Source organism: Klebsiella sp. KTE92, assembly GCF_000398905.1.
GTDB lineage: Bacteria > Pseudomonadota > Gammaproteobacteria > Enterobacterales > Enterobacteriaceae > Klebsiella > Klebsiella variicola.
The window spans coordinates 3845168-3869535 of record NZ_KB976100.1 but is presented as its reverse complement, the minus strand read 5'-3'; the positions used below and the strand labels follow the sequence as shown (position 1 = coordinate 3869535).

Here is a 24368-nt window from a genome sequence, read left to right as displayed (position 1 = left end):
CCTATACAGAGGAAATCTACGATGAGTAAATGTAGCGCTGATGAAACCCCGGTATGCTGCTGTATGGATGTTGGCACCATTGTGGACAACACCGACTGCACCGCCTCATACAGCCGCGTGTTCGCCAACCGCGCTGAAGCGGAGCAAACGCTCGCTGCGCTGAGCGAGAAAGCGCGTAATGTGCAATCTGAACCGTGCAAAATCAACCCGACCTTCGCCGACGTTGACGGCGGCGTACAGCTGGATATCGATTTTATTTTTAGCTGCGAAGCCGAATCGCTGATCTTCCAGTTAGGATTACGTTAATCCCTCCGTTTAACGCCCCGTAGAAGGGGCGTTACCTTTCTGTTCAATGTGTTTTGGCTCGCAATTTTTCGCTTCCCCGATTGGCTTAATGTAAAAAATTAGTTAAGACTGTTATCAGGTCAGACCACTTGGTTGTTTTGCTTAACAGGGGAGCGTTATGAGTCAGGCATTACCGCTTATCACCCGTCAGGGCGATCGCATTGCCATTGTCAGGGGTTTACGCACGCCATTTGCGCGCCAGGCGACGGTTTTTCATGGCGTTCCGGCCGTTGATTTAGGGAAAATGGTGGTTGGCGAAATGCTCGCCCGGAGTGACATTCCCGCGGACGTCATTGAGCAACTGGTTTTTGGCCAGGTGGTGCAGATGCCGGAAGCGCCGAATATCGCCCGGGAAATCGTGCTCGGCACTGGAATGAGCGTGCACACCGATGCCTATAGCGTCAGTCGCGCCTGCGCCACCAGCTTCCAGGCCGTGGCGAATGTTGCTGAAAGCCTGATGGCCGGCAGCATCCGCGCCGGTATCGCCGGCGGCGCCGACTCCTCTTCTGTATTGCCCATTGGGGTCAGTAAAACACTGGCCCGCACGCTGGTGGATGCCAATAAAGCCCGCACGCTGAGCCAAAAGCTGAAGCTGTTTTCCCGTCTGCGGCCGCGCGACCTGCTGCCGGTCCCCCCGGCGGTGGCGGAATATTCAACCGGTTTGCGGATGGGCGATACCGCGGAACAGATGGCGAAAAGTTGGGGCATCACCCGGGAACAACAGGATGCGCTGGCGCATCGTTCGCATCAGCTGGCGGCCAAAGCCTGGGAAGAGGGAAAGTTGTCAGCTGAGGTGATGACGGCCTACGCGCCCCCCTTCCGCGAGCCGCTGGAGCAGGACAACAATATTCGTAAAAATTCAACCCTCGCAGATTACCAAAAGTTACGCCCTGCCTTTGACCGCAAACATGGCACCGTCACCGCAGCCAACAGCACGCCGCTGACGGACGGCGCGGCGGCGGTGATCCTGATGACCGAGTCGAGGGCCAAAGAGCTGGGGCTGACGCCATTGGGTTATCTGCGCAGCTATGCCTTTACCGCCATCGACGTCTGGCAGGATATGCTGCTGGGTCCCGCATGGTCCACGCCGCTGGCGCTGGAGCGGGCAGGTCTGACGCTGGCGGATCTGACGCTTATTGATATGCACGAAGCTTTTGCTGCGCAGACGCTGGCCAATCTCCAGTGTCTGGCAAGCGAGCGCTTTGCTCGTGAAGTGCTGGGACGCTCGCAGGCCACCGGTGAGGTGGATGAGAGCAAGTTTAACGTCCTCGGCGGATCTATTGCTTATGGCCATCCTTTTGCTGCCACCGGCGCGCGGATGATCACCCAGACGCTGCATGAGTTGCGGCGACGGGGCGGGGGATTTGGTCTGGTGACGGCCTGCGCGGCAGGTGGTCTGGGTGCGGCGATGATCGTGGAGGCTGAATAATGGATGCTGTTTCCGCTTTTAAGCTTGAGGTCCGTGCGGACAAGATCGCGGTGATCACCATCGATGCCCCGGGTGAGAAAATGAATACCCTGAAAGCTGAGTTCGGCAATCAGGTGCGGGGGCTGATACGACAGGTTCGTGATGATAAGTCGGTGCGCGGCGTGGTGTTTATCTCCGCCAAAGCGGATAACTTTATCGCCGGCGCAGACATTAACATGATTGCCCGCTGCCGCAGCGCGCAGGAAGCGGAAGCGCTGGCGCGCCAGGGACAGCAGATTATGGCTGAGATCCATGGCTTGTCGATCCCGGTGATTGCCGCCATCCACGGCGCCTGCCTCGGCGGCGGTCTGGAACTGGCGCTGGCCTGTCATGGCCGGATCTGTAGCGATGACGAAAAAACCCGACTCGGTTTGCCGGAAGTGCAGCTTGGCCTGCTGCCGGGCTCCGGGGGAACGCAGCGTTTACCGCGGCTGATTGGCGTCAGTACAGCGCTGGATATGATGCTTACCGGCAGGCAGCTGCGTGCGCGCCAGGCGCTGAAGGCCGGTCTGGTAGACGAGGTGGTTCCGCAGGCGATTTTATTGCAGGCGGCGGTGGAGCTGGCGCTGAAGGGGCGACCGGCCAGTCGGGATATGCCCGTACGCGAACGCGTGCTGGCGGGGCCTTTGGGCCGCCATCTGTTATTCCATTTCGTCGGCAAACAAACGCAGCGCAAGACCCAGGGGAACTATCCGGCGGTGAAGCGAATTCTGCAGGTTGTCGAGAATGGCCTGGCCCACGGTTGCAGCAGCGGTTACGCCGAAGAAGCTCGCGCGTTTGGCGAACTGGCGATGACCCCGCAGTCGCAAGCGCTGCGATCGATCTTCTTTGCCAGTACCGATCTGAAAAAAGACCGTGGCGCCGAAGCCGAGCCCGGACCGCTGACAAGCATTGCGGTGCTGGGCGGCGGCCTGATGGGCGGGGGGATCGCCTATGTGACCGCCTGTAAGGGCGGGCTGCCGGTGCGCATTAAAGATATCCAGCCGCGCGGGATTAACCATGCCTTAAAGTACAGCTGGGATCTACTGAATAAACAGGTCCGCCAGCGTCGTCTGCGCCCCAGCGAGCGCGATCGCCAGATGATGCTGATCTCCGGCGCCACCGACTATCAGGGCTTTGCTCATCGCGACGTGGTGATCGAGGCGGTATTTGAGGACCTGGCCCTGAAGCAGCGGATGGTCAGCGAAGTGGAGCAATATTGCGGGCCGCAGACCATCTTTGCGTCGAACACCTCATCGTTACCGATAGGCGATATTGCCGCCCAGGCCCGTCGCCCCGGGCGGGTGATCGGCCTGCATTTCTTCAGTCCGGTGGAAAAAATGCCGCTGGTTGAAGTGATCCCGCATAAGGGAACCGATCCGCAGGCTATCGCCACCGTGGTGCAACTGGCTAAACGTCAGGGGAAAACGCCGATTGTGGTGGCGGATAAAGCGGGCTTCTATGTGAACCGCATCCTCGCGCCCTATATCAATGAAGCGATGCGCCTGCTGGTGGAGGGCGAACCGGTTGAAGAGATTGATAAGGCCCTGGTTAAATTCGGTTTCCCGGTAGGGCCAATCCAGCTACTGGATGAGGTTGGCATCGATACCGGCACCAAAATTATCCCCGTGCTGGAGAGCGCGTTTGGAGAACGTTTTAGCCCACCTGCAAACATCATTGACGCGATTTTGAAGGACGATCGCAAAGGTAGAAAAAATAATCATGGTTTCTATCTTTATGAGACAAAAGGGCGTAAAAGCAAAAAACGGCCCGACCCGGCAGTCTATCCGCTGCTCGGCATCGACCGCCCCCAGTCGCGGCTCTCCGCGCAGCAGGTGGCGGAACGCTGTGTGATGATGATGCTTAACGAGGCGGCGCGCTGCTTTGATGAGCAGATTATCCGTAGCGCGCGCGATGGCGATATCGGCGCCGTCTTTGGTATAGGCTTTCCGCCATTTCTTGGCGGCCCGTTCCGGTATATGGATACTATCGGCGCGGGTGAAGTTGCCGCGATCCTGCAGCGCCTGGCCGCCCAGTACGGCCCACGTTTTACACCCTGTGACACTTTATTACGCATGGCCGAACAGGGGACAACCTTTTGGCCAGCGGATGAACGGCTGACCTAAGTTGTGGTCAAAGAAGATAAATCCGGCTGCGGATGACGCTGTTGATTGGCTGTTTTGTAAACAATGATTGACTATACTTACGCCATTGAGGTAAAAAACAGCGTTTCATTCGTTGAATGGATCAGGCACAATGCCCGGCCACCGGGTCACCTGCGTATTGTCTTCGCAGGCCAAACTACGGTGCTTCTGGTTAACAAAAGCGGTGCAATATGCAAGTTTTTATTATGCGTCACGGCGACGCTGCCCTCGATGCAGCCAGCGACTCAGTTCGTCCATTAACCGTATGCGGTTGTGATGAGTCTCGTCAGATGGCAACCTGGCTGAAAGGTCAAAAAGTGGATATTGAGCGCGTTCTTGTCAGTCCCTATCTGCGTGCAGAACAGACGCTGGATATTGTTGGGGAGTGCATGAACCTGCCGAAACATGTCGACGTGATGCCGGAACTCACGCCGTGCGGCGACGTAGGCCTGGTTAGCGCCTATCTGCAGGCGCTGGCGAATGAAGGCGTGGCGACGGCGCTGGTCGTCTCCCACCTGCCGCTGGTGGGGTACCTGGTCTCAGAGCTGTGTCCGGGGGAAACGCCTCCGATGTTCACCACCTCGGCTATCGCCTGCGTGACGCTGGACGCCGACGGCAAGGGTGAATACCTCTGGCAGAAAAGCCCCTGCAATCTCAAGATGGCCAACGCCATCTGACGGCCCCGGAGCCCGCCGTTAAGGCAGCTCCGGCGGTTGCCACTCCTCTACCTCAATCAGCACCAGCAGTGCGGCGTCACCGCCGTACTCTTTTGGTGCCTGGTGAAACGCCATAATATGCGGGTGTTGCGCCAGCCACAGCGGGGTTTGCTGTTTGAGAATATGTTTGCCGTGCCCGTGCATCACACAGGCGCAAAACACATGTTCGCGGCGGCAGGCGGCAATCAGCGCGCCCAGTTCCTGTTTGGCCTGCTGCTGGGTGAGCCCATGCAGATCGAGAAACAGTTCCGGCGAATAATCCCCACGGCGCAGCTTTTTCAGCTCAAAATGGCTGACGTCGGCGCGGACATATTTCGTTGAGCCTTCGGTATTCAGTAGCGGCTGAAACTCATCGGAGAAATAGTGGCTGTTATCGGCCTGTTCCTGCAGCAAACGCTTCGGAGCAACCTCAGTGACTTTCTTGCGCTGCGGACGGTGAACGATGGTGTCCTGCTTGATCTTGCGCGTGCCGGTCATTAACTGACGGAACAGCGCCTGATCCTCCTCGCTTAGCGATGTCTTCTTTTTCATTGTCCACTCTCATTAATACTTTGCGCTAGTTTACCCGACTCAATATCCCTTCGGGCAAGGAAAACCTGTTTTTTCCCCGGTCACCCCACGCAAGAATGCTGATTTATCGCCGTCTTCATGGCACACTAGCCGCCGAATTTATAGCAGAGTGTGCCCTGGAGGTTGTCGTGGATAAAATTTTTGTTGATGAGGCAGTCAATGAGCTGCATACCATTCAGGACATGCTGCGCTGGGCGGTAAGCCGTTTCAGCGCTGCTAATATCTGGTACGGTCACGGGACTGATAACCCGTGGGACGAGGCAGTACAGCTGGTGCTGCCGTCGCTCTACCTGCCGCTGGATATCCCGGAAGATATGCGGACTGCGCGTCTGACCTCCAGCGAGAAACACCGCATCGTTGAGCGGGTGATCCGCCGCGTGAACGAGCGCATTCCCGTCGCCTATCTGACCAACAAAGCGTGGTTCTGCGGGCATGAGTTTTACGTGGATGAGCGGGTGCTGGTCCCGCGCTCCCCGATTGGCGAACTGATCAACAATCAGTTTGCCGGACTGATTAACCATAAGCCGCAGCATATCCTTGATATGTGCACCGGCAGCGGCTGCATCGCCATCGCCTGCGCCTATGCTTTCCCGGAAGCCGAAGTCGACGCCGTGGATATCTCCCCGGACGCGCTGGCCGTCGCCGAGCACAACGTGGAGTCCCATGGCCTGATCCATCACGTGACGCCGATCCGCTCCGACCTGTTCCGCGATCTGCCGAAGCTGCAGTACGATCTGATCGTCACCAATCCGCCATATGTCGATGAAGAGGACATGGCCGATCTGCCGGAAGAGTATGAGCATGAGCCGGTGCTGGGTCTGGCCTCCGGTAGCGACGGCCTGAAGCTGACGCGCCGCATCCTCGGCAACGCGCCGGATTATCTCAGCGATGACGGGATTCTGATTTGTGAAGTCGGTAACAGCATGGTACATCTGATGGAGCAGTATCCGGACGTGCCGTTTACCTGGCTTGAGTTTGATAACGGCGGCGACGGTGTCTTCATGCTGACCAAACAGCAGCTGATTGACGCCCGCGCGCACTTCGGTATTTATAAAGACTAAAAAAACAACACGCCAACATAACGAAAAAGATTGGAGCCGTGATGGCAGGAAATACAATTGGACAACTCTTTCGCGTCACTACCTTCGGCGAATCGCACGGCCTGGCGCTGGGCTGCATCGTCGACGGCGTGCCGCCGGGCATCCCGCTGACCGAAGCCGACCTGCAGCACGACCTCGATCGTCGTCGCCCGGGCACCTCGCGTTACACCACGCAGCGTCGCGAGCCGGATCAGGTCAAAATTCTTTCCGGCGTCTTCGAAGGCGTTACTACCGGGACCAGTATCGGTCTGCTGATTGAGAACACCGATCAGCGTTCGCAGGATTACGGCGCAATCAAAGATCTGTTCCGTCCGGGCCACGCCGATTACACCTACGAGCAAAAGTATGGTCTGCGCGACTATCGCGGCGGCGGTCGTTCTTCTGCGCGCGAAACCGCGATGCGCGTAGCGGCCGGGGCGATTGCCAAAAAATACCTTGCCGCGAAGTTCGGCATCGTCATTCGCGGCTGCCTGACGCAGATGGGCGATATTCCGCTGGCCATCAAAGACTGGGATCAGGTCGAGCAGAACCCGTTCTTCTGCCCAGACCCGGATAAAATCGACGCCCTGGATGAACTGATGCGCGGCCTGAAAAAAGAGGGTGACTCCATTGGCGCGAAAGTGACGGTGGTGGCTGACGGCGTACCGCCGGGCCTCGGCGAGCCGGTCTTCGATCGCCTGGATGCCGATATCGCCCACGCGCTGATGAGCATCAACGCCGTGAAAGGGGTGGAAATTGGCGACGGCTTTGAAGTGGTGAAGCTGCGCGGCAGCGAAAACCGCGATGAAATCACCAAAGACGGATTCCAGAGCAACCACGCCGGCGGCATTCTTGGCGGCATCAGCAGCGGCCAGCAGATCGTTGCCAACATCGCGCTGAAGCCTACCTCCAGTATTACCGTTCCCGGTCATACGATTAACCGCTTTGGCGAAGAAGTGGAGATGATCACCAAAGGGCGTCACGATCCGTGCGTCGGCATTCGCGCCGTACCGATCGCTGAGGCGATGCTGGCGATCGTCCTGATGGATCACTTTATGCGTCAGCGCGCGCAGAATGGCGATGTGACGACGACAATTCCACGCTGGTAACCATGAAAAACACCGTTATCGCACTGCTCGCGCTGCTGGCCAGCGCCGGTAGCCTGGCCGCGACGCCGTGGCAGAAAATATCCCAGCCGATCGGCGGCAGCGCCCAGTCAATCGGCGCATTTTCCAATGGCTGTATCGTGGGCGCCGAGGCGCTCCCTCTGAGCGCCACCGGCTATCAGGTGATGCGTACCGATCAGCGTCGCTACTTCGGTCATCCGGATCTGGTTCAGTTTATTCAGCGCCTGAGTAATCAGGTGCACAATAAAGGAATGGGAACCGTGCTGATTGGCGACATGGGGATGCCGGCAGGCGGGCGCTTTAACGGCGGTCACGCCAGTCACCAGACGGGCCTGGATGTCGATATTTTCCTCCAGCTGCCGCAAACGCGCTGGACATCGTCTCAGTTGTTGAAGCCGCAGGCGCTGGATCTGGTCGCCAGCGACGGCAAGCACGTGGTGCCGTCGCTGTGGAGCCCGCAAATCAGCCAGCTGATCAAGCTGGCGGCGGAAGATAGCGAGGTCACCCGTATTTTCGTCAACCCGGCGATTAAACAGCAACTGTGCCTGGACGCGGGCAGCGACCGCCAGTGGCTGCGTAAAGTCCGTCCCTGGTTCCAGCATCGCGCTCATATGCACGTCCGACTGCGTTGCCCGGCGGGAAGTCTGGAGTGCGAGGATCAGGCGCCACCGCCGCCCGGCGATGGCTGCGGAGCGGAGCTGCAGAGCTGGTTCGAACCACCTAAACCCGGGTCTACCCCACCTGTGAAGAAGACGCCGCCGCCGCTGCCGCCTTCCTGCCAGGCGCTACTGGATGAGCATGTGCTGTAATGGATAGTTTTATCGAGTTGTTTGCCGTATCGCCGTTGGTGCTGGTGGTACTCTTCTTTGTCGCCATCCTGGCCGGTTTTATTGACTCACTGGCGGGAGGCGGGGGTTTACTGACCGTTCCGGCGTTGATGGCGGCCGGCATGCCGCCGGCGCAGGCGCTGGCGACCAATAAGCTGCAGGCCTGCGGCGGGTCGCTATCGGCGACCCTCTATTTTGTCCGCCGTAAGGTGGTCAGCCTCGCCGATCAGAAGCTGAATATTCTGATGACCTTTATCGGCTCAACCGCGGGTGCGCTGCTGGTCCAGCACGTCCAGTCCGATATTCTTAAGCAGATCCTGCCGTTGCTGGTGATCGGTATCGGTCTCTATTTTCTGCTGATGCCGAAACTGGGCGAAGCGGACCGGCAGCGTCGGCTGTACGGTCTGCCGTTTGCGCTGGTTGCTGGCGGCAGCGTAGGATTCTACGACGGCTTTTTTGGCCCCGGCGCCGGTTCGTTTTATGCACTGGCTTTTGTCACCCTGGCCGGATTTAACCTGGCGAAGTCGACGGCCCATGCCAAGCTGCTGAACGCGACCTCAAACGTCGGCGGTCTGCTGCTGTTTATCATCGGCGGGAAGGTCATCTGGGCCACCGGCTTTGTGATGATGGCCGGCCAGTTTATTGGCGCTCGCGCCGGCTCCCGGCTGGTGCTGAGTAAAGGACAGTCGCTGATCCGGCCGATGATCGTTATCGTCTCGGCGGTGATGAGCGCGAAGCTTCTCTATGACAGCCACGGGGCTGAGATTTTGCAGTGGTTGGGAATCCATTAATGCAACAGCAACACCATTATCAGCAGCTGATTGACCTTTTCGACAGCTGCTTTGCCGAAGAATTTAATACTCGCCTGGTAAAAGGCGACGATGAGCCGATCTACCTTCCGGCCGATGACGACACGCCCTATCACCGTATCGTGTTTGCGCACGGGTTTTTTGCCAGCGCCCTGCACGAGATTTCTCACTGGTGTGTCGCCGGCAAAGCGCGCCGCGAACGAGTCGATTTTGGCTACTGGTACTGCCCGGATGGCCGCGATGCGATGACTCAAAGCCAGTTTGAGGACGTCGAGGTGAAACCGCAGGCCTATGAGTGGCTGTTCTGCGTGGCGGCGGGATTTCCGTTTAACGTCAGCTGTGACAATCTGGAAGGAGACGTTGAGCCCGATCGCATCGCCTTCCAGCGCCGGGTCCATGCTCGGGTGATGACTTTGCTTGAACAAGGGATCCCCGAACGTCCGGCGCGTTTTATTCGCGCATTGCAACATTATTATCAAACGCCGACATTGACGGCGGAACACTTTCCGTGGCCGGAAGACCTGCACTAAGGCCACACATTACATGACAAGAGGTAAGATGATGATCGCGGAGTTTGAATCACGCATTCTGGCGCTGATTGACAACATGGTAGACCACGCCAGTGATGATGAACTGTTTGCCGGCGGTTATCTGCGCGGCCACCTGACGCTGGCGGTGGCTGAGCTGGAAGGTGAGGGCGAGCATTCTGCTGAAGCGGTAAACAGTAAGGTCAGCCAGAGCCTGGAGAAGGCCATCAGCGCTGGCGAACTGTCGCCGCCGGACCAAATTCTGGTGCAGGGGATGTGGCATAACCTGTATCAACAGGCGAAAAATCAGGCCTGAGCCATATTGTAGCCCGGGTCAGGCGTCAGCCGTACCCGGGAAATTGCCTGCCCTCATGGTTTTATTTCACCGCTTTTCCCTTCAGCAGTTTTCTCACCCACAGCCGATTCGGATTCAGCGCCGCCAGAGTATCGCTATCCAGCGGCAGCGGTTCACCGCTCATCTGCGCCGCCAGCAGCTCAGCGCTTAACGGCGCGGTGCAGAGTCCCCGCGATCCGAGCGCCCCAAGCATAAACAGGTTACGACAGACCGGCGCGCGACCGGCGTGATCCAGCTGTTCGTGGAGGCTGGCGTATTGCGTCAATGTTGCCTCATAGTCTGGCACGTTGCCGACCATTGGCAGGTGATCGCGGGTGGCGCAGCGCACGCCGCAGCGGGCGGCATTGGCGCTGATATCCACGTCCAGCGTCCACTCCGCGTTCGGGAAACAGTCGATCAACCGTTGCCGGTTGTGCTGCTGATCTTCCTCGCTGAAGGTGGTGTCGGTCTTCCCGCGATGGTAGCTGGCGCCAATACAGTGCTGCTGATTTTGCGGATTATGCGGCGTCAGGTAGCCATCGTAGCACAGCACCTGGCGCAGGGCGGAAAGCCGCGGAGTGGTAGGTATATGACTGACCTGGCCGCCAACAGGGTAGACCGGCAGCTGCGCGGTTTGCGCAAAATCCGCGATGCTGTGGCCGTTCGCCAGCACCACCGCCTGATGATTGCGCTGCTGATTGAGCAGCCAACCATCGCCCTCCGCGCTGAGCGTTTCAACGTGATAACCATAGTGCACGTGCAGTCCGCGAGTTGCCGCCAGCGCCAGCAATTCGGCGGTGAGCTGCTGCGGGCACAGCCAGCCGCCGGCCGGATAAGTGATGCCGCCGCAGCCGGTATCGACGCCGGTCAACCCGACAACCTGTTCCGCCGTCACCGCGCAGGCGATGTCCGGGGGTAAACTCAGCGCCAGCATCTGGGCGATTTTGTGCGCGCTTTTTTCATCCCAGCCGAGCTGGGTGACACCGCACCATTGATGATCGAACATCACCGGCAGCGCGTCATACATTCGGCGGGCAAAGGTAAAGGCCGCCGGGAAAAAGCGCGCCAGCGCCGGATCGTGCTGGCTTAACAGCGGATACAGCGCACCCTGGCGATTGCCGGAGGCGCCCTGCGCCGGGGCGTCGTCGGCGCAGTAGAGGGTCACCTGCCAGCCGCGGCGCAGCAGCGCAAGGGAGAGCAGGGCGCTGGCGATCCCGCCGCCGATGATGGCTACCTCGCGGGCATCGCTGCTACTGCGAGCGAACCAGGGGACGCGCGCAGGAAAGCTCAGCGTTTGCGCCATCTCGCCGGTCAGCATCTCCCGCTTGCGGCCGAAGCCTTTGCTTTTACGCATGGTAAAGCCGGCCTCCTGCAGGCCGCGGCGGACAAACCCTGCGGAGGTAAAGGTGGCCAGCGTCCCGCCGGGCCGCGCCAGACGTGCCATGGCATTGAACAGATCCTGGGTCCACATGTCGGGATTTTTGGCCGGGGCAAAGCCGTCAAGAAACCAGGCGTCCACCTGCTGGTTCAGCGAATCATCCAGCTCCCTGGTCAGCTCATTGATATCGCCAAACCACAAATCGAGCGTCACCCGCCCGCCGTCGAGCAGCAGACGATGGCATCCGCCGAAGGCCGACGGCCATTGCGCCTGCAGCTGGTGCGCCCACGGAGCCAGCTCTGGCCAGCGCTGGTGCGCCAGGCGGAGATCCTCAGCCTTTAACGGATATTTTTCAAAACTGATGAAATGTAACCTTTGCAGGGTAACGTCCGGGTTATCACGAACAAAAACGTCAAACGCCTGCCACAGGGTGAGGAAATTGAGCCCGGTACCGAAGCCGCTCTCCGCGACGATCATCAGCGGGCGAGGGTGGCTGGCGAAACGCTCCGGCAGGCGATTTCCACCGAGAAAAACGTAGCGAGTCTCTTCCAGACCGTTGTCATTGGAAAAGTAAACATCGTCGAAATCTCGGGAAACAGGTGTACCCTCAGCGTTGAATTCCAGGTTGGCGGGTTGTATGGCGTTTTGTTTCACGTAAGTTACTCGAATCACAAGGCGTAGCACGATCTTAACGATGTGTGCCTGAGGGCGCAAATTTATACACAAAATGTCTGATCGGACTTGTTCGGCGTACAAGTGTACGCTATTGTGCGACACGAAACTTAAAATAGTGCGACTTACAGAGGTATTTAATGAAACGTGCAGTGATTACTGGCTTGGGCATCGTTTCCAGCATCGGTAATAACCAGCAGGAAGTCCTGGCATCTCTGCGTGAAGGACGTTCAGGGATCACTTTCTCTCAGGAGCTTAAAGATTCAGGGATGCGCAGCCACGTATGGGGCAACGTCAAACTGGATACCACTGGCCTCATTGACCGCAAAGTAGTGCGCTTTATGAGCGACGCTTCTATCTATGCTTACCTGTCCATGGAACAGGCCGTTGCCGACGCAGGTCTGGCGCCGGAAGCATACCAGAGCAACCCGCGTGTTGGCCTGATCGCAGGCTCCGGCGGCGGCTCCCCGAAATTCCAGGTCTTCGGCGCTGATGCCATGCGTAGCCCGCGTGGTCTGAAAGCCGTGGGCCCGTATGTAGTCACGAAAGCGATGGCTTCCGGCGTTTCCGCCTGCCTCGCTACGCCGTTCAAAATCCACGGCGTTAACTACTCCATCAGCTCGGCCTGCGCCACTTCCGCCCATTGTATTGGTAACGCGGTAGAGCAGATCCAGCTGGGCAAACAGGACATCGTCTTTGCCGGCGGCGGCGAAGAGCTGTGCTGGGAAATGGCCTGCGAGTTCGACGCCATGGGCGCACTGTCCACCAAATACAACGACACCCCGGAAAAAGCGTCCCGTACTTATGATGCGAACCGTGATGGCTTCGTTATCGCCGGCGGCGGCGGTATGGTCGTGGTGGAAGAACTGGAACACGCCCTGGCGCGTGGCGCGCACATCTATGCCGAAATCGTCGGCTACGGCGCAACCTCCGATGGCGCGGACATGGTCGCCCCGTCTGGCGAAGGCGCAGTGCGCTGCATGCAGATGGCGATGCACGGCGTTGATACGCCGATCGATTACCTGAACTCCCACGGTACGTCTACTCCGGTCGGCGACGTGAAAGAGCTGGGCGCCATCCGCGAAGTGTTCGGCGACAACAGCCCGGCTATCTCGGCAACCAAAGCGATGACCGGCCACTCGCTGGGCGCGGCGGGCGTACAGGAAGCCATCTACTCCCTGCTGATGCTGGAGCACGGCTTTATCGCGCCGAGCATTAACGTCGAAGAGCTGGACGAGCAGGCTGCCGGCCTGAACATCGTCACCAAACCGACTGACGCTAAGCTGACCACCGTGATGTCCAACAGCTTCGGCTTCGGCGGCACCAACGCCACGCTGGTGATGCGTAAATACAACGCCTAATCAGCATGCGAAGTGCAGAGGGGAGCCACCGGCTCCCCTTTTTCGTTATCTTGACAGGGTAAGGGCCAGCAGGCACACTGCTGGCGGATCCATTAGTCTCTCCACTAATGCGTAAGCGTTTAACGTCAACCAACGCGCCTTAACCCTGATAATCAGGTGGAGGGGGCGTGTCGCTTTGCTCGCCTTACTCTGCGAATCTGGAGTAATGCATGTCCGCAGTTACTGAAACAACATCCCATTCTTCGGCGAATTTTTCGCTTTTCCGTATTACGTTTGCCGTTTTTTTGACCTATATGACTGTTGGTTTGCCGCTGCCGGTGATCCCGCTCTTTGTCCATCAGGAGCTGGGATTTGGCAACACCGTGGTTGGCGTGGCGGTAGGGATCCAGTTCCTCGCCACCGTTCTGACCCGCGGCTACGCCGGGCGCCTGGCAGACCAGTACGGCGCTAAACGCTCCGTCCTGCAAGGGATGCTGGCCTGCGCCCTGGCGGGCGCGGCATGGCTGGCCGCTGCGCTGTTGCCGTTGCCGGTGCTCGCCAGGCTTGGCCTGCTGCTGCTGGGCCGCCTGATCCTCGGGTTTGGCGAAAGCCAGCTGCTGACCGGTAACCTGAGCTGGGGGATGGGGCTGGTGGGGCCGGCCCGCTCCGGCAAAGTGATGTCATGGAATGGCATGGCGATGTACGGTTCGCTGGCGGTGGGCGCCCCGCTGGGATTATTGATCTATAGCCATTTCGGCGTGGCGGTGCTGGCCTGCGTCACCATGGGATTACCGCTCGTTGCCTGGCTTATTAACGGTACCGTGCGCAAAGTGGCGGCTCACGGTGGCGAGCGGCCTTCATTATGGAGCGTCATCGGCATGATCTGGCGGCCAGGCATTGGCCTGGGCCTGCAGGGCGTTGGTTTTGCGGTGATCGGCACCTTCGTTTCCCTCTATTTCGCCAGCCATAGCTGGCCGATGGCCGGCTTTACCCTGACGGCGTTTGGCGGCGCCTTCGTCGTGATGCGTATTCTGTTTGGCTGGATGCCGGACCGGTTTGGCGGCGTCAGGGTGGCGATGGTTTCGCTGCTGATAGAGGCGGTTGGTCTGACCCTGCTGGGGCTGGCGCCGAATGCCTGGCTGGCGCTGGCCGGTGCGGCGCTAACCGGATGCGGTTGCTCACTGATTTTCCCGTCGCTCGGCGTGGAGGTGGTGAAGCGCGTCCCGGCGCAGGTGCGCGGCACCGCGCTCGGCGGCTATGCGGCCTTTCAGGACATCTCCTATGGCCTGACCGGGCCGCTGACCGGCCTGCTGGCGACCTCGCTGGGCTACTCGTCGGTGTTCCTTGCCGGCGCCCTCTGTGCGGCGCTGGGGATCCTCGTCACCCTCGTCTCTTTTCGCCGCCAGGGTTAAGTTATTGTCCGGTCTTGCTTGCGGGCAGACCGGACGCCGTCTGTCGCGGCAGATAATACTTCACCTGGAATTCAAACATATTGGTATACAGAATGGAATAATCGATAGGCTGGTGGTGTTCATCAATCGCCTGCGTCTGCATGCGGATAATCGGATCTTTAGCGCTGATATGCAGGAGGGTTGCCAGCTCAGGCGTTGGGAGCACCGGCACTATTGATTCGTAACATCCATTTATTCTTACTCCACATTCGTTTTCTATATATGAAAACTTCGATTTCTTCATATGCGCGATGGTCAGATCGGGAAAACGGGTCGCGGAGAGCCAGGTTTCTTCTAATTGCATGGCAATATTATCGATAAAACGTAATCTCTTAGCATAATATACCGCTTCGCCATGCTGCAATTGCAGTCCACGGGCAATTTCCTCCGACGCTGGCTGTAACTCGAATTTGAGGATCTGGCTGGAGGGCGTTTTCCCCTGATTACGGGCAATTTCGGTAAAACTGTCTAAGTGTGTCACCGACGCCTGGAAATGCTTATTTCTAATCCATGTACCTGAGCCATGTCGGCGTTCGATTAAACCATCCTCTTCCAGGGTTTTCAGCGCCTTACGTAACGTATTGCGTGAAACATCATAAAGTTCTGCCAACTCTTTTTCGGCCGGCAGAAGATCGCCAATGTTGTAAAACGGGCTATTAATTTTGTTTTTAAGCAAATTGACGATATTTTTGTAAACCACTTTTGAACCTCCACAATCCCTTTGGAAACATGGGTTTGCTAACGTATGTTGTTAAATACAGGGCAAGACGTTCATTTTTTGCTTTGCTTCTGCACCACTTTGGTATGGCTAACTGTGATCAAAACCGCGGTTAAGAAAATTAACAATTATTAAAGTGCTCGTCAATTGAGGTCATAAATAAAACAGGAAGGGGTAATGCAAAATATATTATTAGTATGTGCGGCGGGAATGTCGACCAGTATGCTGGTGAAACGCATGCAGGAGCAGGCTGAAAATATTAAGGCTCAGGTTAATATCAATGCGCTGGCCATTTCTGAAGCTAAAGAAAAAATTAAGAACAATGAAGTAGATGTCGTCCTTTTGGGACCACAGGTCCGCTTTCAAAAAAAGGAAATAGAAGAGGTGGCTCAGGGAAAAATACCCGTGGCGGTGATTGATATGAAATATTATGGGCAAATGGACGGTAAAGCTGTTCTGGAAAGTGCGCTGGCATTATTGGCAAACCAATAGTTTTCTCATTTATCCCCGTTATCGTGTGGGTACTTTCGTTGCTGCCCTGGGCTGCTGCGGCTAAAAAACACGATGACGTTAATAAATTATTATGAATAAGGGTTCGTCATGAGTTTCATGGATACCTTTGAGCGCGGCATGGAAAAAATCCTCGTGCCTGTCGCGATTAAGTTAAATTCTCAGATCCACGTTTCAGCGATTCGCGATGCGTTTATTCTTTCGTTTCCCATCGTCATGGCCAGTTCGCTGATTATTCTTATCAACTTTGCTATTTTGTCGCCTGACGGATTTATCGCCAGTATTCTGCATTTAGGGGCGATATTCCCCCACCTCGCGGAGGCGCAGCAGATTTTCACCCCGGTAATGAACGGTTCGGTCAATATTATGGCGATATTGATCACCTTTCTGGTGGCGCGCAATATGGCGATCAGCTATCAGCAGGACGATCTCCTGTGCGGCCTGACGGCGATCGGCGCCTTTTTTGTGGTGTACACGCCTTATACCATCATCGATGGCCAGGCCTATCTGGCGACCAAATATCTTGGCCCGCAGGGGTTGTTTGTGGCGATTATCGTCGCGCTGATTTCCAGTGAAGTCTTTTGCCGCCTGGCGCGCAACCCAAGGGTGACCATCACGATGCCGGCTGCGGTGCCGCCGGCGGTGGCGCGTTCCTTTAAGGTGTTGTTGCCGATTTTCTTCGTGATGATCTTCTTTTCGATCCTCAACTATCTGTTGACGCGTATTTCGCCTAACGGTCTTAACGATTTGATCTATACCCTTATTCAGGCCCCGCTGAAGGATATGGGGACCAACATCGTGACGGTTCTGGTGCTGGGGCTGGTGGCGAATTTCCTGTGGGTGCTGGGGATCCATGGGCCGAACACCGTGGCCGCCATCCGCGAGACCATCTTCTCGGAAGCCAACCTCGAAAATCTCTCCTATGCCGCCTCGCATGGCAGCACCTGGGGAGCGCCGTACCCCATCACATGGACTGGCATCAACGATGCGTTTGCCAACTGCGGCGGGTCGGGTATGACGCTGGGCCTGTTACTGGCCATCTTTATTGCCTCCCGGCGCAAAGACTACCGTGACCTGGCAAAAATGGCCTTCGTGCCGGGCCTGTTTAACATCAATGAACCGGTGATGTTTGGCCTGCCGATTGTGCTTAACCCTATCCTGGTGATCCCGTTTATTCTGGTGCCATTTGTGAATTCACTGATCGGTTATTTCTTTATTAGCATGGAGTTTATTCCGCCGATTGCTTACGCCGTACCCTGGACCACGCCCGGGCCGCTTATCGCCTTCTTTGGCACTGGCGGCAACTGGCTGGCGCTGTTTGTCGGCATTTTGTGTCTCGCGGTTTCAACATTGATTTACTTACCGTTTGTGATTGCCGCCAACAAGGTCAATACCGCGGCGGCGACGGATCAGGAGGATGGCGATGTTTGCAGATGAAAGTACGGTCATGGAGTTGCTGATTTATGCCGGTCAGGCGCGCTCAGACGCCATGGAGGCGATTGCCGCCTCCCGGCAGCGGGAATGGGAGCGGGCAGCGGATTTGATGGCCAGCTCGGAAGCGGCCTGTCGGGCAGCGCATCAGATCCAAACGGCGTTGATAGGTGAGGACGAAGGCTGCGGAAAAATCACCGTTAACCTTATTCTGGTGCACGCCCAGGATCACTTAATGACCGCGATGCTGTGCCAGGATTTAGCCAAAGAAATTATTGCCCTGCGCCAGGAGCGCTCTGCCTGATTTACCCGCCTTCAGCCGTTCTGGCTGAAGGCCAATTATAACAATATGTAAAGGTACCCTATGTATTCAAGTCAATTGAAGGTGAGCTTATTGTCTTTATCGGTACTGCTGGCTATTTCGACAAGTGATGTGATGGCGGCTAAATTAACCATCGAACAGCGTCTGGAATTACTGGAGTCTGAACTTTCGGCGAATAAAAAAGAGCTACAAAAAACGCAATCACAATTATCGACCTATAAAGGTAAGGTGGCCGAATTACAAAAAAGTATTAAGGAGAATGAAAAACGTCATGTCACGACGGGTTATCCAACAGCAACGTCGCCGGTGGCGGAAAATATAGCCAATGAAAATAATGAACTGAGTAAAAAAGCGGCCCCGGTGCAGGTGAAAGCCACTCAGCAGGTGGCGGTTATTGATACCGAAGGCCAGAAGCCGAAACTGGAAAGCGTCACCCTGAAGGACATCAGTAAATTTGTTAAAGATGATATTGGCTTTAGCTACCAGGGGTACTTCCGTTCCGGCTGGGGAACATCAAATCACGGATCGTCGCAGACCTACGCCCCCGGCTCGCTGGGTCGTTTCGGTAATGAAATGAGTGGCTGGTTCGACTTAACGTTGAATCAGCGGGTCTATAACCAGGATGGCAAAACGGCGAATGCCGTTGTGACGTACGACGGTAACGTCGGCGAGCAGTATAACGACGCCTGGTTTGCTGGCCAGGATACCGACAGCATTTTGCAGTTTAGTGATATTTACCTGACCACCAAAGGCTTCCTGCCGTTCGCGCCAGAGGCGGATTTCTGGGTCGGCAAACATAAACTGCCCGAGTATGAAATTCAGATGCTGGACTGGAAGTCACTGACCACCGACGTTGCGGCCGGGGTCGGGATCCAGAACTGGGCGCTGGGGGGTGGCCAGCTGGATGCGTCCGTCAGCCGGAACGACGTCGACGTATATTCTCGTGATTTTACGCAAACCACCCAGATGAACACCAACTCAGTCGACCTGCGCTATCGCAATATTCCCCTGTGGCAGTCGGGGTCTCTGTCGCTAATGGGCAAATATGCGTTCGCGAATAAAAATGACGAGCAGGAGAGAAACGAGGATAACAACAGCTACTTCCGGTTCAAAGATACCTGGATGGCCACCGCCATTATTCGTCAGGAGCTGGAGCGCAAGGGCTTTAACGAATTTACGCTGCAGGTGGCGAACAACTCGTACGCCAGCAGTTTCGCCAACTTCTCCGGCGCCAGTAACTCCATGGCCAGCGGCCGCTATTACTATGGCGATCATACCAACGGCGTGGCCTGGCGTCTGATCTCGCAGGGGGAAATGTATCTCGCCGATCGCATTATCATGGCCAATTCGCTGGTGTGGGCCCATGGCAATGATGTGTATAGCTATGAAAGCGGAGCGCACAGCGATTTCGACAGCCTGCGCGCGGTGATCCGCCCGGCGTGGATATGGGACACCTGGAACCAGACCGGGGTCGAGCTGGGGTGGTTTACCCAGAAAAACAACACCCGTCAGGGCGACGATCTGCAGGAGTCAGCGTATAAAACGACGCTGTACCATGCGCTGAAGGTTGGGCCGAGCCTGCTGGGGTCACGTCCTGAAATTCGCTTTTATGGTACGTATATCAATATTCTCGATAACCAGTTGTCGCAGTTTGCGTTCAACGACGACAGCAAAGATGAGTTTATGGTTGGCGTTCAGGCCGAGGTGTGGTGGTAACCGGCAAATCACTTAACGGGCGCCCGCATGAGGCGGGCGCGCTTTCCTACGGTGTGGGCTACAGCAGGAGCCAAAGCAGGAGGAGCAGGATCAGCACACCGCCCAGCGCCAGCTGCCACGGCTTAGCGGCCCATGCTCGCGTCGGCGCGGGCTCTTCCTGCGGGATGGCCAGCGTCTCCTGGGCGCGGGCTACCCGCAGCACAAACACCTTGTTCAACAGTGCCAGGATCTGCGCTGGGCTCAGCGTCGTCTGCGGGGTGACCTGCCAGCTGCGACGGGCAAAGTCGACAATCTTTTGCCATTCTGCGGCCTCCAGCGGCTGCTTGAGCGCACCCTGCAGCGAGGTGAGCGTGGGCGCGCTTTGCGCACTCAGCGTTTGCCGCGCCTGCAGCCAGTATGAAAGCGGCGTGAAGTGCGTCGCCGGGATAAGCTCTCCGGATTTGACGCCGCAAAGTTCCAGCATGGATTGCCAAATCAGCTTGCTCGGCTCGCCGGTGGCGGCCGCCAGCTTAGTCACCAGCTGATTGAGCGTGTTGTGCTCGGCCGGCAACAGCGGGCGCAGGGTCGGCGGGCGCTGCTGCGGCTGCGGGATCGACAGCTGGCCGCGCTGCAGCAGGTGCAGAATGTTCTCCAGCTGCGGCTGGCTTAGCGCATGCAGCGCCGTTTGCCCATAATGTTGACGAATATAATCGCTGACCGCCTGACGGTTATTGCCCTGACCCAGCAGATCGCTGAGCTGCGCCAGCGTCTGGCGATGATGATGATTATCCTGAGCGGCGGCTAAGCGCTGGTTGAGACTGGCCTCCGCGGCGCTGAAATGGCAGGCCAGCAGCGGCGTGTCGCCTTTCAGTCCGAGATCATGCTTGACGCAGGCCCACACTTCCGCATTCTGCTGCGAGGTCAGCGCCACCAGGCGCGTGATCAGTCGCTCCAGGACGGTGCGTTGCTGCATGGAAAGCGAAGGTTCGCCGGTGGCGGCAGTGCCTGATGGACCTCGCCCCGGAGGGCGGTCTGGCATATCTGCAAGGGGGTGCGTCATGATTCATCCTTTCGATATCGCAGTGCTGGAACCAGGTGATGAGTATGCCTGGCGGCCAGATTATGGCACACTTCCCCGGTTAACTCTCGTTCTCAGACAGGTACTGAACTGTGAAAATCCTCGTTGATGAAAATATGCCCTATGCCCGTGAGCTTTTTAGCCGTTTAGGCGATGTGCAAGCGGTTCCGGGGCGTCCGGTCCCGGCTGAGGCCCTGACCGATGCGGATGCCTTAATGGTACGCTCGGTCACCCGGGTCAATGAAGCATTGCTCTCCGGTAAGGCCGTTAAGTTCGTCGGCACCGCTACCGCTGGCACCGATCACGTCGATCAGGCGTGGCTGCAGCAGGCAGGGATTGGTTTCTCCGCGGCGCCCGGCTGCAACGCCATTGCGGTGGTGGAGTATGTCTTTTCATCGCTACTGATGTTGGCCGAACGCGATGGTTTCGCGCTGCGCGATCGTACCGTCGGGATCGTTGGCGTCGGCAACGTCGGTGGACGACTGCAAAAACGGCTGGAAGCGCTGGGGATCAAAACGCTGCTCTGCGATCCGCCGCGCGCCGATCGCGGAGACGAAGGCGATTTCCGCTCCCTCGATGCGCTGGTTCAGGAAGCTGATATTCTCACCTTCCATACCCCACTGTATAAAGAAGGGCCATATAAAACCCTGCATCTGGCGGATGAGTCGCTGATTAGCCGTCTGAAGCCAGGAACGATTTTGATCAACGCCTGCCGCGGACCGGTGGTAGATAACGCTGCGCTGCTGAAACGGCTGGAAGCTGGACAGCCGCTGAGCGTAGTGCTGGACGTCTGGGAGCCGGAGCCGGATCTTAACGTTGAGCTTCTTAAGCGAGTGGATATCGGTACCGCGCATATCGCCGGCTACACCCTCGAAGGGAAAGCGCGCGGGACGACGCAGGTTTTTGAAGCCTACAGCGCCTTTATCGGCCATCCGCAGCAGGTGGCGCTGGATACCCTGTTGCCAGCGCCGGAATTTGGCCGCATCACCCTGCATGGGCAGCTCGATCAGCCGACGCTGAAAAGGCTGGTCCACTTGGTGTATGATGTGCGCCGCGATGATGCGCCGCTGCGGAAGGTGGCCGGCGTCGCCGGTGAATTTGACAAGCTGCGTAAAAACTATCAGGAACGCCGCGAATGGTCTTCGCTGTACGTACAGTGCAGCGATGCGCAGGCGGCGACGCTATTGCGCCAGCTCGGTTTTAACGCTGTGCATCATCCTGTTCGTTAATGTCTTCTTAATGCCCCTGCCGGATACTCCGGCAGGGCCGCTTTATTTCTGGAGTAAACCACCATGTCTGAAGGCTGGAATATTGCCGTACTGGGCGCAACGGGCGCCGTAGGCGAAGCCCTGCTCGAAACTCTTGCTGAACGCCAGTTCCCGGTGGGGGAGATTTTTGCTCTGGCGCGCAATGAAAGCGCGGGCGAACATCTGCGTTTTGGTGGCAAGTCAGTGATCGTCAAAGACGCTGCCGAGTTTGACTGGACCCAGGCCCAGTTGGCTTTCTTCGCCGCCGGCGTCGAAGCCAGCGCGGCGTATATTGAAGACGCCACCAACGCCGGGTGTCTGGTTATCGATCTCAGCGGCCTGTTTGCGCTGGAGCCAGACGTACCGCTGGTGGTGCCGGACGTGAATCCGTTCGTGTTAGGCGATTACCGCAACCGCAATCTGATTGCAGTGCCCAATAGCCTGACCAGCCAGCTGCTGACGGCGCTCAAGCCGCTTATCGACCAGGGCGGGCTGTCGCGGATCAGTGTCACCAACCTGCTCTCCGCCTCGGGGCAGGGGAAAAAAGCGGTGGATGCGCTGGCAGGGCAGAGCGCCAAGCTGCTGAACGGCATCCCCATCGATGAAGACGATTTCTTTGGCCGCCAGCTGGCGTTCAACATGCTGCCGCTGCTGCCGGATCGGGAAGGTAGCGTGCGCGAAGAGCGCCGTATCGTCGATGAAGCGCGCAAAATTCTTCAGGATGACGGGCTGATGATCTCCGCCAACGTGGTCCAGTCGCCGGTCTTCTACGGCCATGCGCAGATGGTGAACTTTGAAGCGATGCGTCCGCTGGCGGCGGAAGAGGCGCGTGACGCCTTTACCCGCGGCGAGGATATCGAACTTTCTGAAGAGGGAGAATTCCCGACCCAGGTTGGCGATGCCTCCGGCAACGCTCGTCTCTCCATCGGCTGCGTGCATAACGATTACGGCATGCCGGAGCAGATTCAGTTCTGGTCCGTCGCGGATAACGTGCGCTTCGGCGGGGCGCTGATGGCGGTGAAAATCGCCGAGAAGCTGATTGAGGAGTACCTGTACTGATGTCTGAGATGGAGCAACAGCCGATCTTTAAAATCGCGCTGGGCATCGAGTACGACGGTAGCAAATATTACGGCTGGCAACGGCAAAACGAAGTGCGCAGTGTGCAGGAGAAGCTGGAAAAGGCGCTCTCGCAGGTGGCGAACGAACCGATTACCGTCTTTTGCGCTGGCCGCACCGACGCCGGTGTCCATGGCACCGGCCAGGTGGTGCATTTCGAAACCCGGGCGCAGCGTAAAGATGCCGCCTGGACGCTGGGGGTAAATGCGAATTTACCTGGTGACATCGCGGTGCGTTGGGTTAAACATGTGCCGGCGGATTTTCACGCCCGGTTCAGCGCCACGGCGCGCCGTTATCGCTACGTCATCTATAATCATCGCCTGCGCCCGGCGGTGCTAAGTCATGGCGTGACGCATTTTCACCAGCCGCTCGACGCCGAGCGCATGCAGCGCGCTGCGCAGTGTCTGCTGGGCGAGAATGACTTTACCTCGTTTCGCGCGGTACAGTGCCAGTCGCGTACCCCGTGGCGGAATGTGATGCATATTAACGTTACCCGCTACGGCGCGTATGTGGTGGTGGATATCAAAGCGAATGCCTTTGTACATCATATGGTCAGGAATATTGTGGGCAGCCTGATGGAAGTCGGGGCCGGAAACCAGCCAGAGAGCTGGATGGCAGAACTGCTGGCAGCAAAAGACAGGACGCTCGCTGCGGCAACGGCAAAAGCGGAAGGGTTGTATCTGGTGTCGGTGGATTACCCGGCCCACTATGATTTACCGGTGCTGCCAATGGGCCCGCTGTTTCTGGCGGACTAATAGAGTCATTAAGGGTAAAGACAAACATGGACTTGATTCACTTTTTAATTGATTTCATCCTGCATATTGATGTGCACCTTGCCGAACTGGTTGCCCAGTACGGCGTCTGGGTTTATGCCATTCTGTTTTTGATTCTGTTCTGCGAAACCGGGCTGGTGGTGACGCCATTCCTGCCGGGCGATTCCTTGCTGTTCGTCGCGGGCGCGCTCTCGGCGCTGCCGACGAACGATCTCAATGTTCACCTGATGGTACTGCTGATGGTCATCGCAGCCATCGTCGGCGATGCGGTCAACTACACCATTGGCCGACTGTTCGGCGAGAAGCTGTTTAGTAATCCGAACTCGAAGATTTTCCGTCGTAGCTATCTGGATAAAACCCATAGCTTCTATGAACGTCACGGCGGAAAAACCATTATCCTGGCGCGCTTTGTGCCGATAGTCCGAACCTTCGCGCCGTTTGTGGCGGGAATGGGGCATATGTCCTATCGTCATTTTGCAGCCTATAACGTGGTCGGGGCGCTGCTGTGGGTGCTGCTGTTCACCTACGCCGGCTATCTGTTTGGCGATCTGCCGGTGGTGCAGGAGAACCTGAAGCTGCTGATCGTGGCGATCATTGTCCTCTCCGTCCTGCCGGGTGTGATTGAGATCATCCGCCATAAGCGGGCGGCGTCAAAGCAGGCGAAGTAGTTCGCCCTGCGCTGCGCGTGACCGAGCATGATCGTCGCGCGCAG

Annotated in this window: 24 protein-coding genes; 20 read left to right on the top strand and 4 right to left on the bottom strand. The window is 57.5% G+C overall.

The annotated features are described in order from the left end of the window. The first annotated feature begins 21 nt into the window (after nucleotides 1-21). From A1WC_RS07410 to sixA, 4 genes are all read left to right on the top strand, one after another. A complete protein-coding gene (locus A1WC_RS07410) occupies nucleotides 22-306 on the top strand; it encodes a YfcZ/YiiS family protein (RefSeq protein ID WP_016161605.1) in 285 nt (94 codons plus the stop codon). Nucleotides 307-463: 157 nt separating this feature from the next. Further along, a complete protein-coding gene (fadI, locus tag A1WC_RS07415) occupies nucleotides 464-1774 on the top strand; it encodes an acetyl-CoA C-acyltransferase FadI (protein ID WP_016161604.1) in 1311 nt (436 codons plus the stop codon). After that, nucleotides 1774-3918 (top strand): fatty acid oxidation complex subunit alpha FadJ, encoded by a 2145-nt coding sequence (gene fadJ / locus A1WC_RS07420; protein WP_016161603.1) that lies wholly within the window; start codon nucleotides 1774-1776, stop codon nucleotides 3916-3918. Before fadI ends, fadJ begins: the two co-directional genes overlap by 1 nt. A gap of 209 nt (nucleotides 3919-4127) precedes the next feature. Further along, the gene (gene sixA, locus A1WC_RS0125305; protein WP_008803906.1) at nucleotides 4128-4613 is read left to right on the top strand and encodes a phosphohistidine phosphatase SixA; all 486 of its coding nucleotides are present in this window, start codon (nucleotides 4128-4130) and stop codon (nucleotides 4611-4613) included. Nucleotides 4614-4631: 18 nt separating this feature from the next. Here sixA and smrB read toward each other — a convergent pair whose 3' ends face one another. After that, complete coding sequence (gene smrB / locus A1WC_RS07425) at nucleotides 4632-5183, bottom strand: endonuclease SmrB (RefSeq protein WP_008803907.1); 552 nt, start codon at nucleotides 5181-5183, stop codon at nucleotides 4632-4634. A gap of 167 nt (nucleotides 5184-5350) precedes the next feature. Here smrB and prmB point away from each other — a divergent pair, with 167 nt between their 5' ends. The 6 genes from prmB to A1WC_RS07455 are packed head-to-tail and all read left to right on the top strand — an operon-like array spanning nucleotide 5351 to nucleotide 9907. After that, entirely contained in the window at nucleotides 5351-6283 is a 933-nt protein-coding gene (gene prmB / locus A1WC_RS07430) for a 50S ribosomal protein L3 N(5)-glutamine methyltransferase (RefSeq protein ID WP_002913346.1), read from the top strand. A 41-nt stretch (nucleotides 6284-6324) separates the two neighbouring features. Then, nucleotides 6325-7410: a chorismate synthase gene (aroC, locus tag A1WC_RS07435; RefSeq protein WP_008803909.1), complete on the top strand. Its 1086-nt coding sequence runs from the start codon at nucleotides 6325-6327 to the stop codon at nucleotides 7408-7410. A gap of 2 nt (nucleotides 7411-7412) precedes the next feature. Continuing rightward, on the top strand, nucleotides 7413-8237 hold the full coding sequence (gene mepA / locus A1WC_RS07440) for a penicillin-insensitive murein endopeptidase (RefSeq protein ID WP_008803910.1): 825 nt from the start codon (nucleotides 7413-7415) through the stop codon (nucleotides 8235-8237). Then, on the top strand, nucleotides 8237-9046 hold the full coding sequence (locus tag A1WC_RS07445) for a sulfite exporter TauE/SafE family protein (RefSeq protein WP_008803911.1): 810 nt from the start codon (nucleotides 8237-8239) through the stop codon (nucleotides 9044-9046). The genes mepA and A1WC_RS07445 overlap by 1 nt, the downstream gene beginning before the upstream one ends. Continuing rightward, nucleotides 9046-9594 carry an elongation factor P hydroxylase gene (locus A1WC_RS07450; protein WP_012540963.1) on the top strand — a complete coding sequence of 183 codons (549 nt, stop codon included), beginning with the start codon at nucleotides 9046-9048 and terminating at the stop codon, nucleotides 9592-9594. The genes A1WC_RS07445 and A1WC_RS07450 overlap by 1 nt, the downstream gene beginning before the upstream one ends. Before the next feature lie 31 nt (nucleotides 9595-9625). Continuing rightward, nucleotides 9626-9907: a YfcL family protein gene (locus A1WC_RS07455; RefSeq protein ID WP_008803913.1), complete on the top strand. Its 282-nt coding sequence runs from the start codon at nucleotides 9626-9628 to the stop codon at nucleotides 9905-9907. Between the two features lie 61 nt (nucleotides 9908-9968). Here A1WC_RS07455 and mnmC read toward each other — a convergent pair whose 3' ends face one another. After that, a complete protein-coding gene (mnmC, locus tag A1WC_RS07460) occupies nucleotides 9969-11957 on the bottom strand; it encodes a bifunctional tRNA (5-methylaminomethyl-2-thiouridine)(34)-methyltransferase MnmD/FAD-dependent 5-carboxymethylaminomethyl-2-thiouridine(34) oxidoreductase MnmC (protein WP_016161601.1) in 1989 nt (662 codons plus the stop codon). Between the two features lie 158 nt (nucleotides 11958-12115). Here mnmC and fabB point away from each other — a divergent pair, with 158 nt between their 5' ends. Continuing rightward, on the top strand, nucleotides 12116-13336 hold the full coding sequence (fabB, locus tag A1WC_RS07465; protein WP_008803915.1) for a beta-ketoacyl-ACP synthase I: 1221 nt from the start codon (nucleotides 12116-12118) through the stop codon (nucleotides 13334-13336). 209 nt (nucleotides 13337-13545) lie between these two features. After that, on the top strand, nucleotides 13546-14727 hold the full coding sequence (locus A1WC_RS07470) for an MFS transporter (protein ID WP_016161600.1): 1182 nt from the start codon (nucleotides 13546-13548) through the stop codon (nucleotides 14725-14727). A 1-nt stretch (nucleotide 14728) separates the two neighbouring features. Here the strand turns inward: A1WC_RS07470 and A1WC_RS07475 are convergent, their stop codons facing one another. After that, complete coding sequence (locus A1WC_RS07475; protein WP_012540966.1) at nucleotides 14729-15466, bottom strand: GntR family transcriptional regulator; 738 nt, start codon at nucleotides 15464-15466, stop codon at nucleotides 14729-14731. A gap of 195 nt (nucleotides 15467-15661) precedes the next feature. Here A1WC_RS07475 and A1WC_RS07480 point away from each other — a divergent pair, with 195 nt between their 5' ends. The 4 genes from A1WC_RS07480 (at nucleotide 15662) to A1WC_RS07495 (ending at nucleotide 19463) form a co-directional block, all read left to right on the top strand. Next, nucleotides 15662-15976, top strand: coding sequence for a PTS sugar transporter subunit IIB (locus tag A1WC_RS07480; protein WP_008803918.1), 315 nt, complete (start codon nucleotides 15662-15664; stop codon nucleotides 15974-15976). Between the two features lie 108 nt (nucleotides 15977-16084). After that, nucleotides 16085-17431 carry a PTS sugar transporter subunit IIC gene (locus A1WC_RS07485; RefSeq protein ID WP_016161599.1) on the top strand — a complete coding sequence of 449 codons (1347 nt, stop codon included), beginning with the start codon at nucleotides 16085-16087 and terminating at the stop codon, nucleotides 17429-17431. Continuing rightward, the gene (locus A1WC_RS07490) at nucleotides 17418-17729 is read left to right on the top strand and encodes a PTS lactose/cellobiose transporter subunit IIA (RefSeq protein ID WP_016161598.1); all 312 of its coding nucleotides are present in this window, start codon (nucleotides 17418-17420) and stop codon (nucleotides 17727-17729) included. Before A1WC_RS07485 ends, A1WC_RS07490 begins: the two co-directional genes overlap by 14 nt. 60 nt (nucleotides 17730-17789) lie before the next feature. Continuing rightward, nucleotides 17790-19463: a carbohydrate porin gene (locus tag A1WC_RS07495; RefSeq protein ID WP_016161597.1), complete on the top strand. Its 1674-nt coding sequence runs from the start codon at nucleotides 17790-17792 to the stop codon at nucleotides 19461-19463. Between the two features lie 58 nt (nucleotides 19464-19521). Here the strand turns inward: A1WC_RS07495 and flk are convergent, their stop codons facing one another. Further along, nucleotides 19522-20502: a flagella biosynthesis regulator Flk gene (flk, locus tag A1WC_RS07500; RefSeq protein WP_016161596.1), complete on the bottom strand. Its 981-nt coding sequence runs from the start codon at nucleotides 20500-20502 to the stop codon at nucleotides 19522-19524. A 110-nt stretch (nucleotides 20503-20612) separates the two neighbouring features. Between flk and pdxB the strand changes: the two genes are divergently transcribed. The 4 genes from pdxB (at nucleotide 20613) to A1WC_RS07520 (ending at nucleotide 24324) form a co-directional block, all read left to right on the top strand. After that, on the top strand, nucleotides 20613-21749 hold the full coding sequence (gene pdxB / locus A1WC_RS07505; protein WP_016161595.1) for a 4-phosphoerythronate dehydrogenase PdxB: 1137 nt from the start codon (nucleotides 20613-20615) through the stop codon (nucleotides 21747-21749). A gap of 63 nt (nucleotides 21750-21812) precedes the next feature. Next, nucleotides 21813-22826, top strand: a complete 1014-nt coding sequence (locus tag A1WC_RS07510) for an aspartate-semialdehyde dehydrogenase (protein ID WP_012967501.1) — start codon at nucleotides 21813-21815, stop codon at nucleotides 22824-22826. After that, on the top strand, nucleotides 22826-23638 hold the full coding sequence (gene truA, locus A1WC_RS07515) for a tRNA pseudouridine(38-40) synthase TruA (RefSeq protein ID WP_008803925.1): 813 nt from the start codon (nucleotides 22826-22828) through the stop codon (nucleotides 23636-23638). Before A1WC_RS07510 ends, truA begins: the two co-directional genes overlap by 1 nt. Nucleotides 23639-23664: 26 nt before the next feature. Further along, nucleotides 23665-24324 carry a DedA family protein gene (locus A1WC_RS07520; RefSeq protein WP_008803926.1) on the top strand — a complete coding sequence of 220 codons (660 nt, stop codon included), beginning with the start codon at nucleotides 23665-23667 and terminating at the stop codon, nucleotides 24322-24324. Nucleotides 24325-24368: the final 44 nt, after the last annotated feature.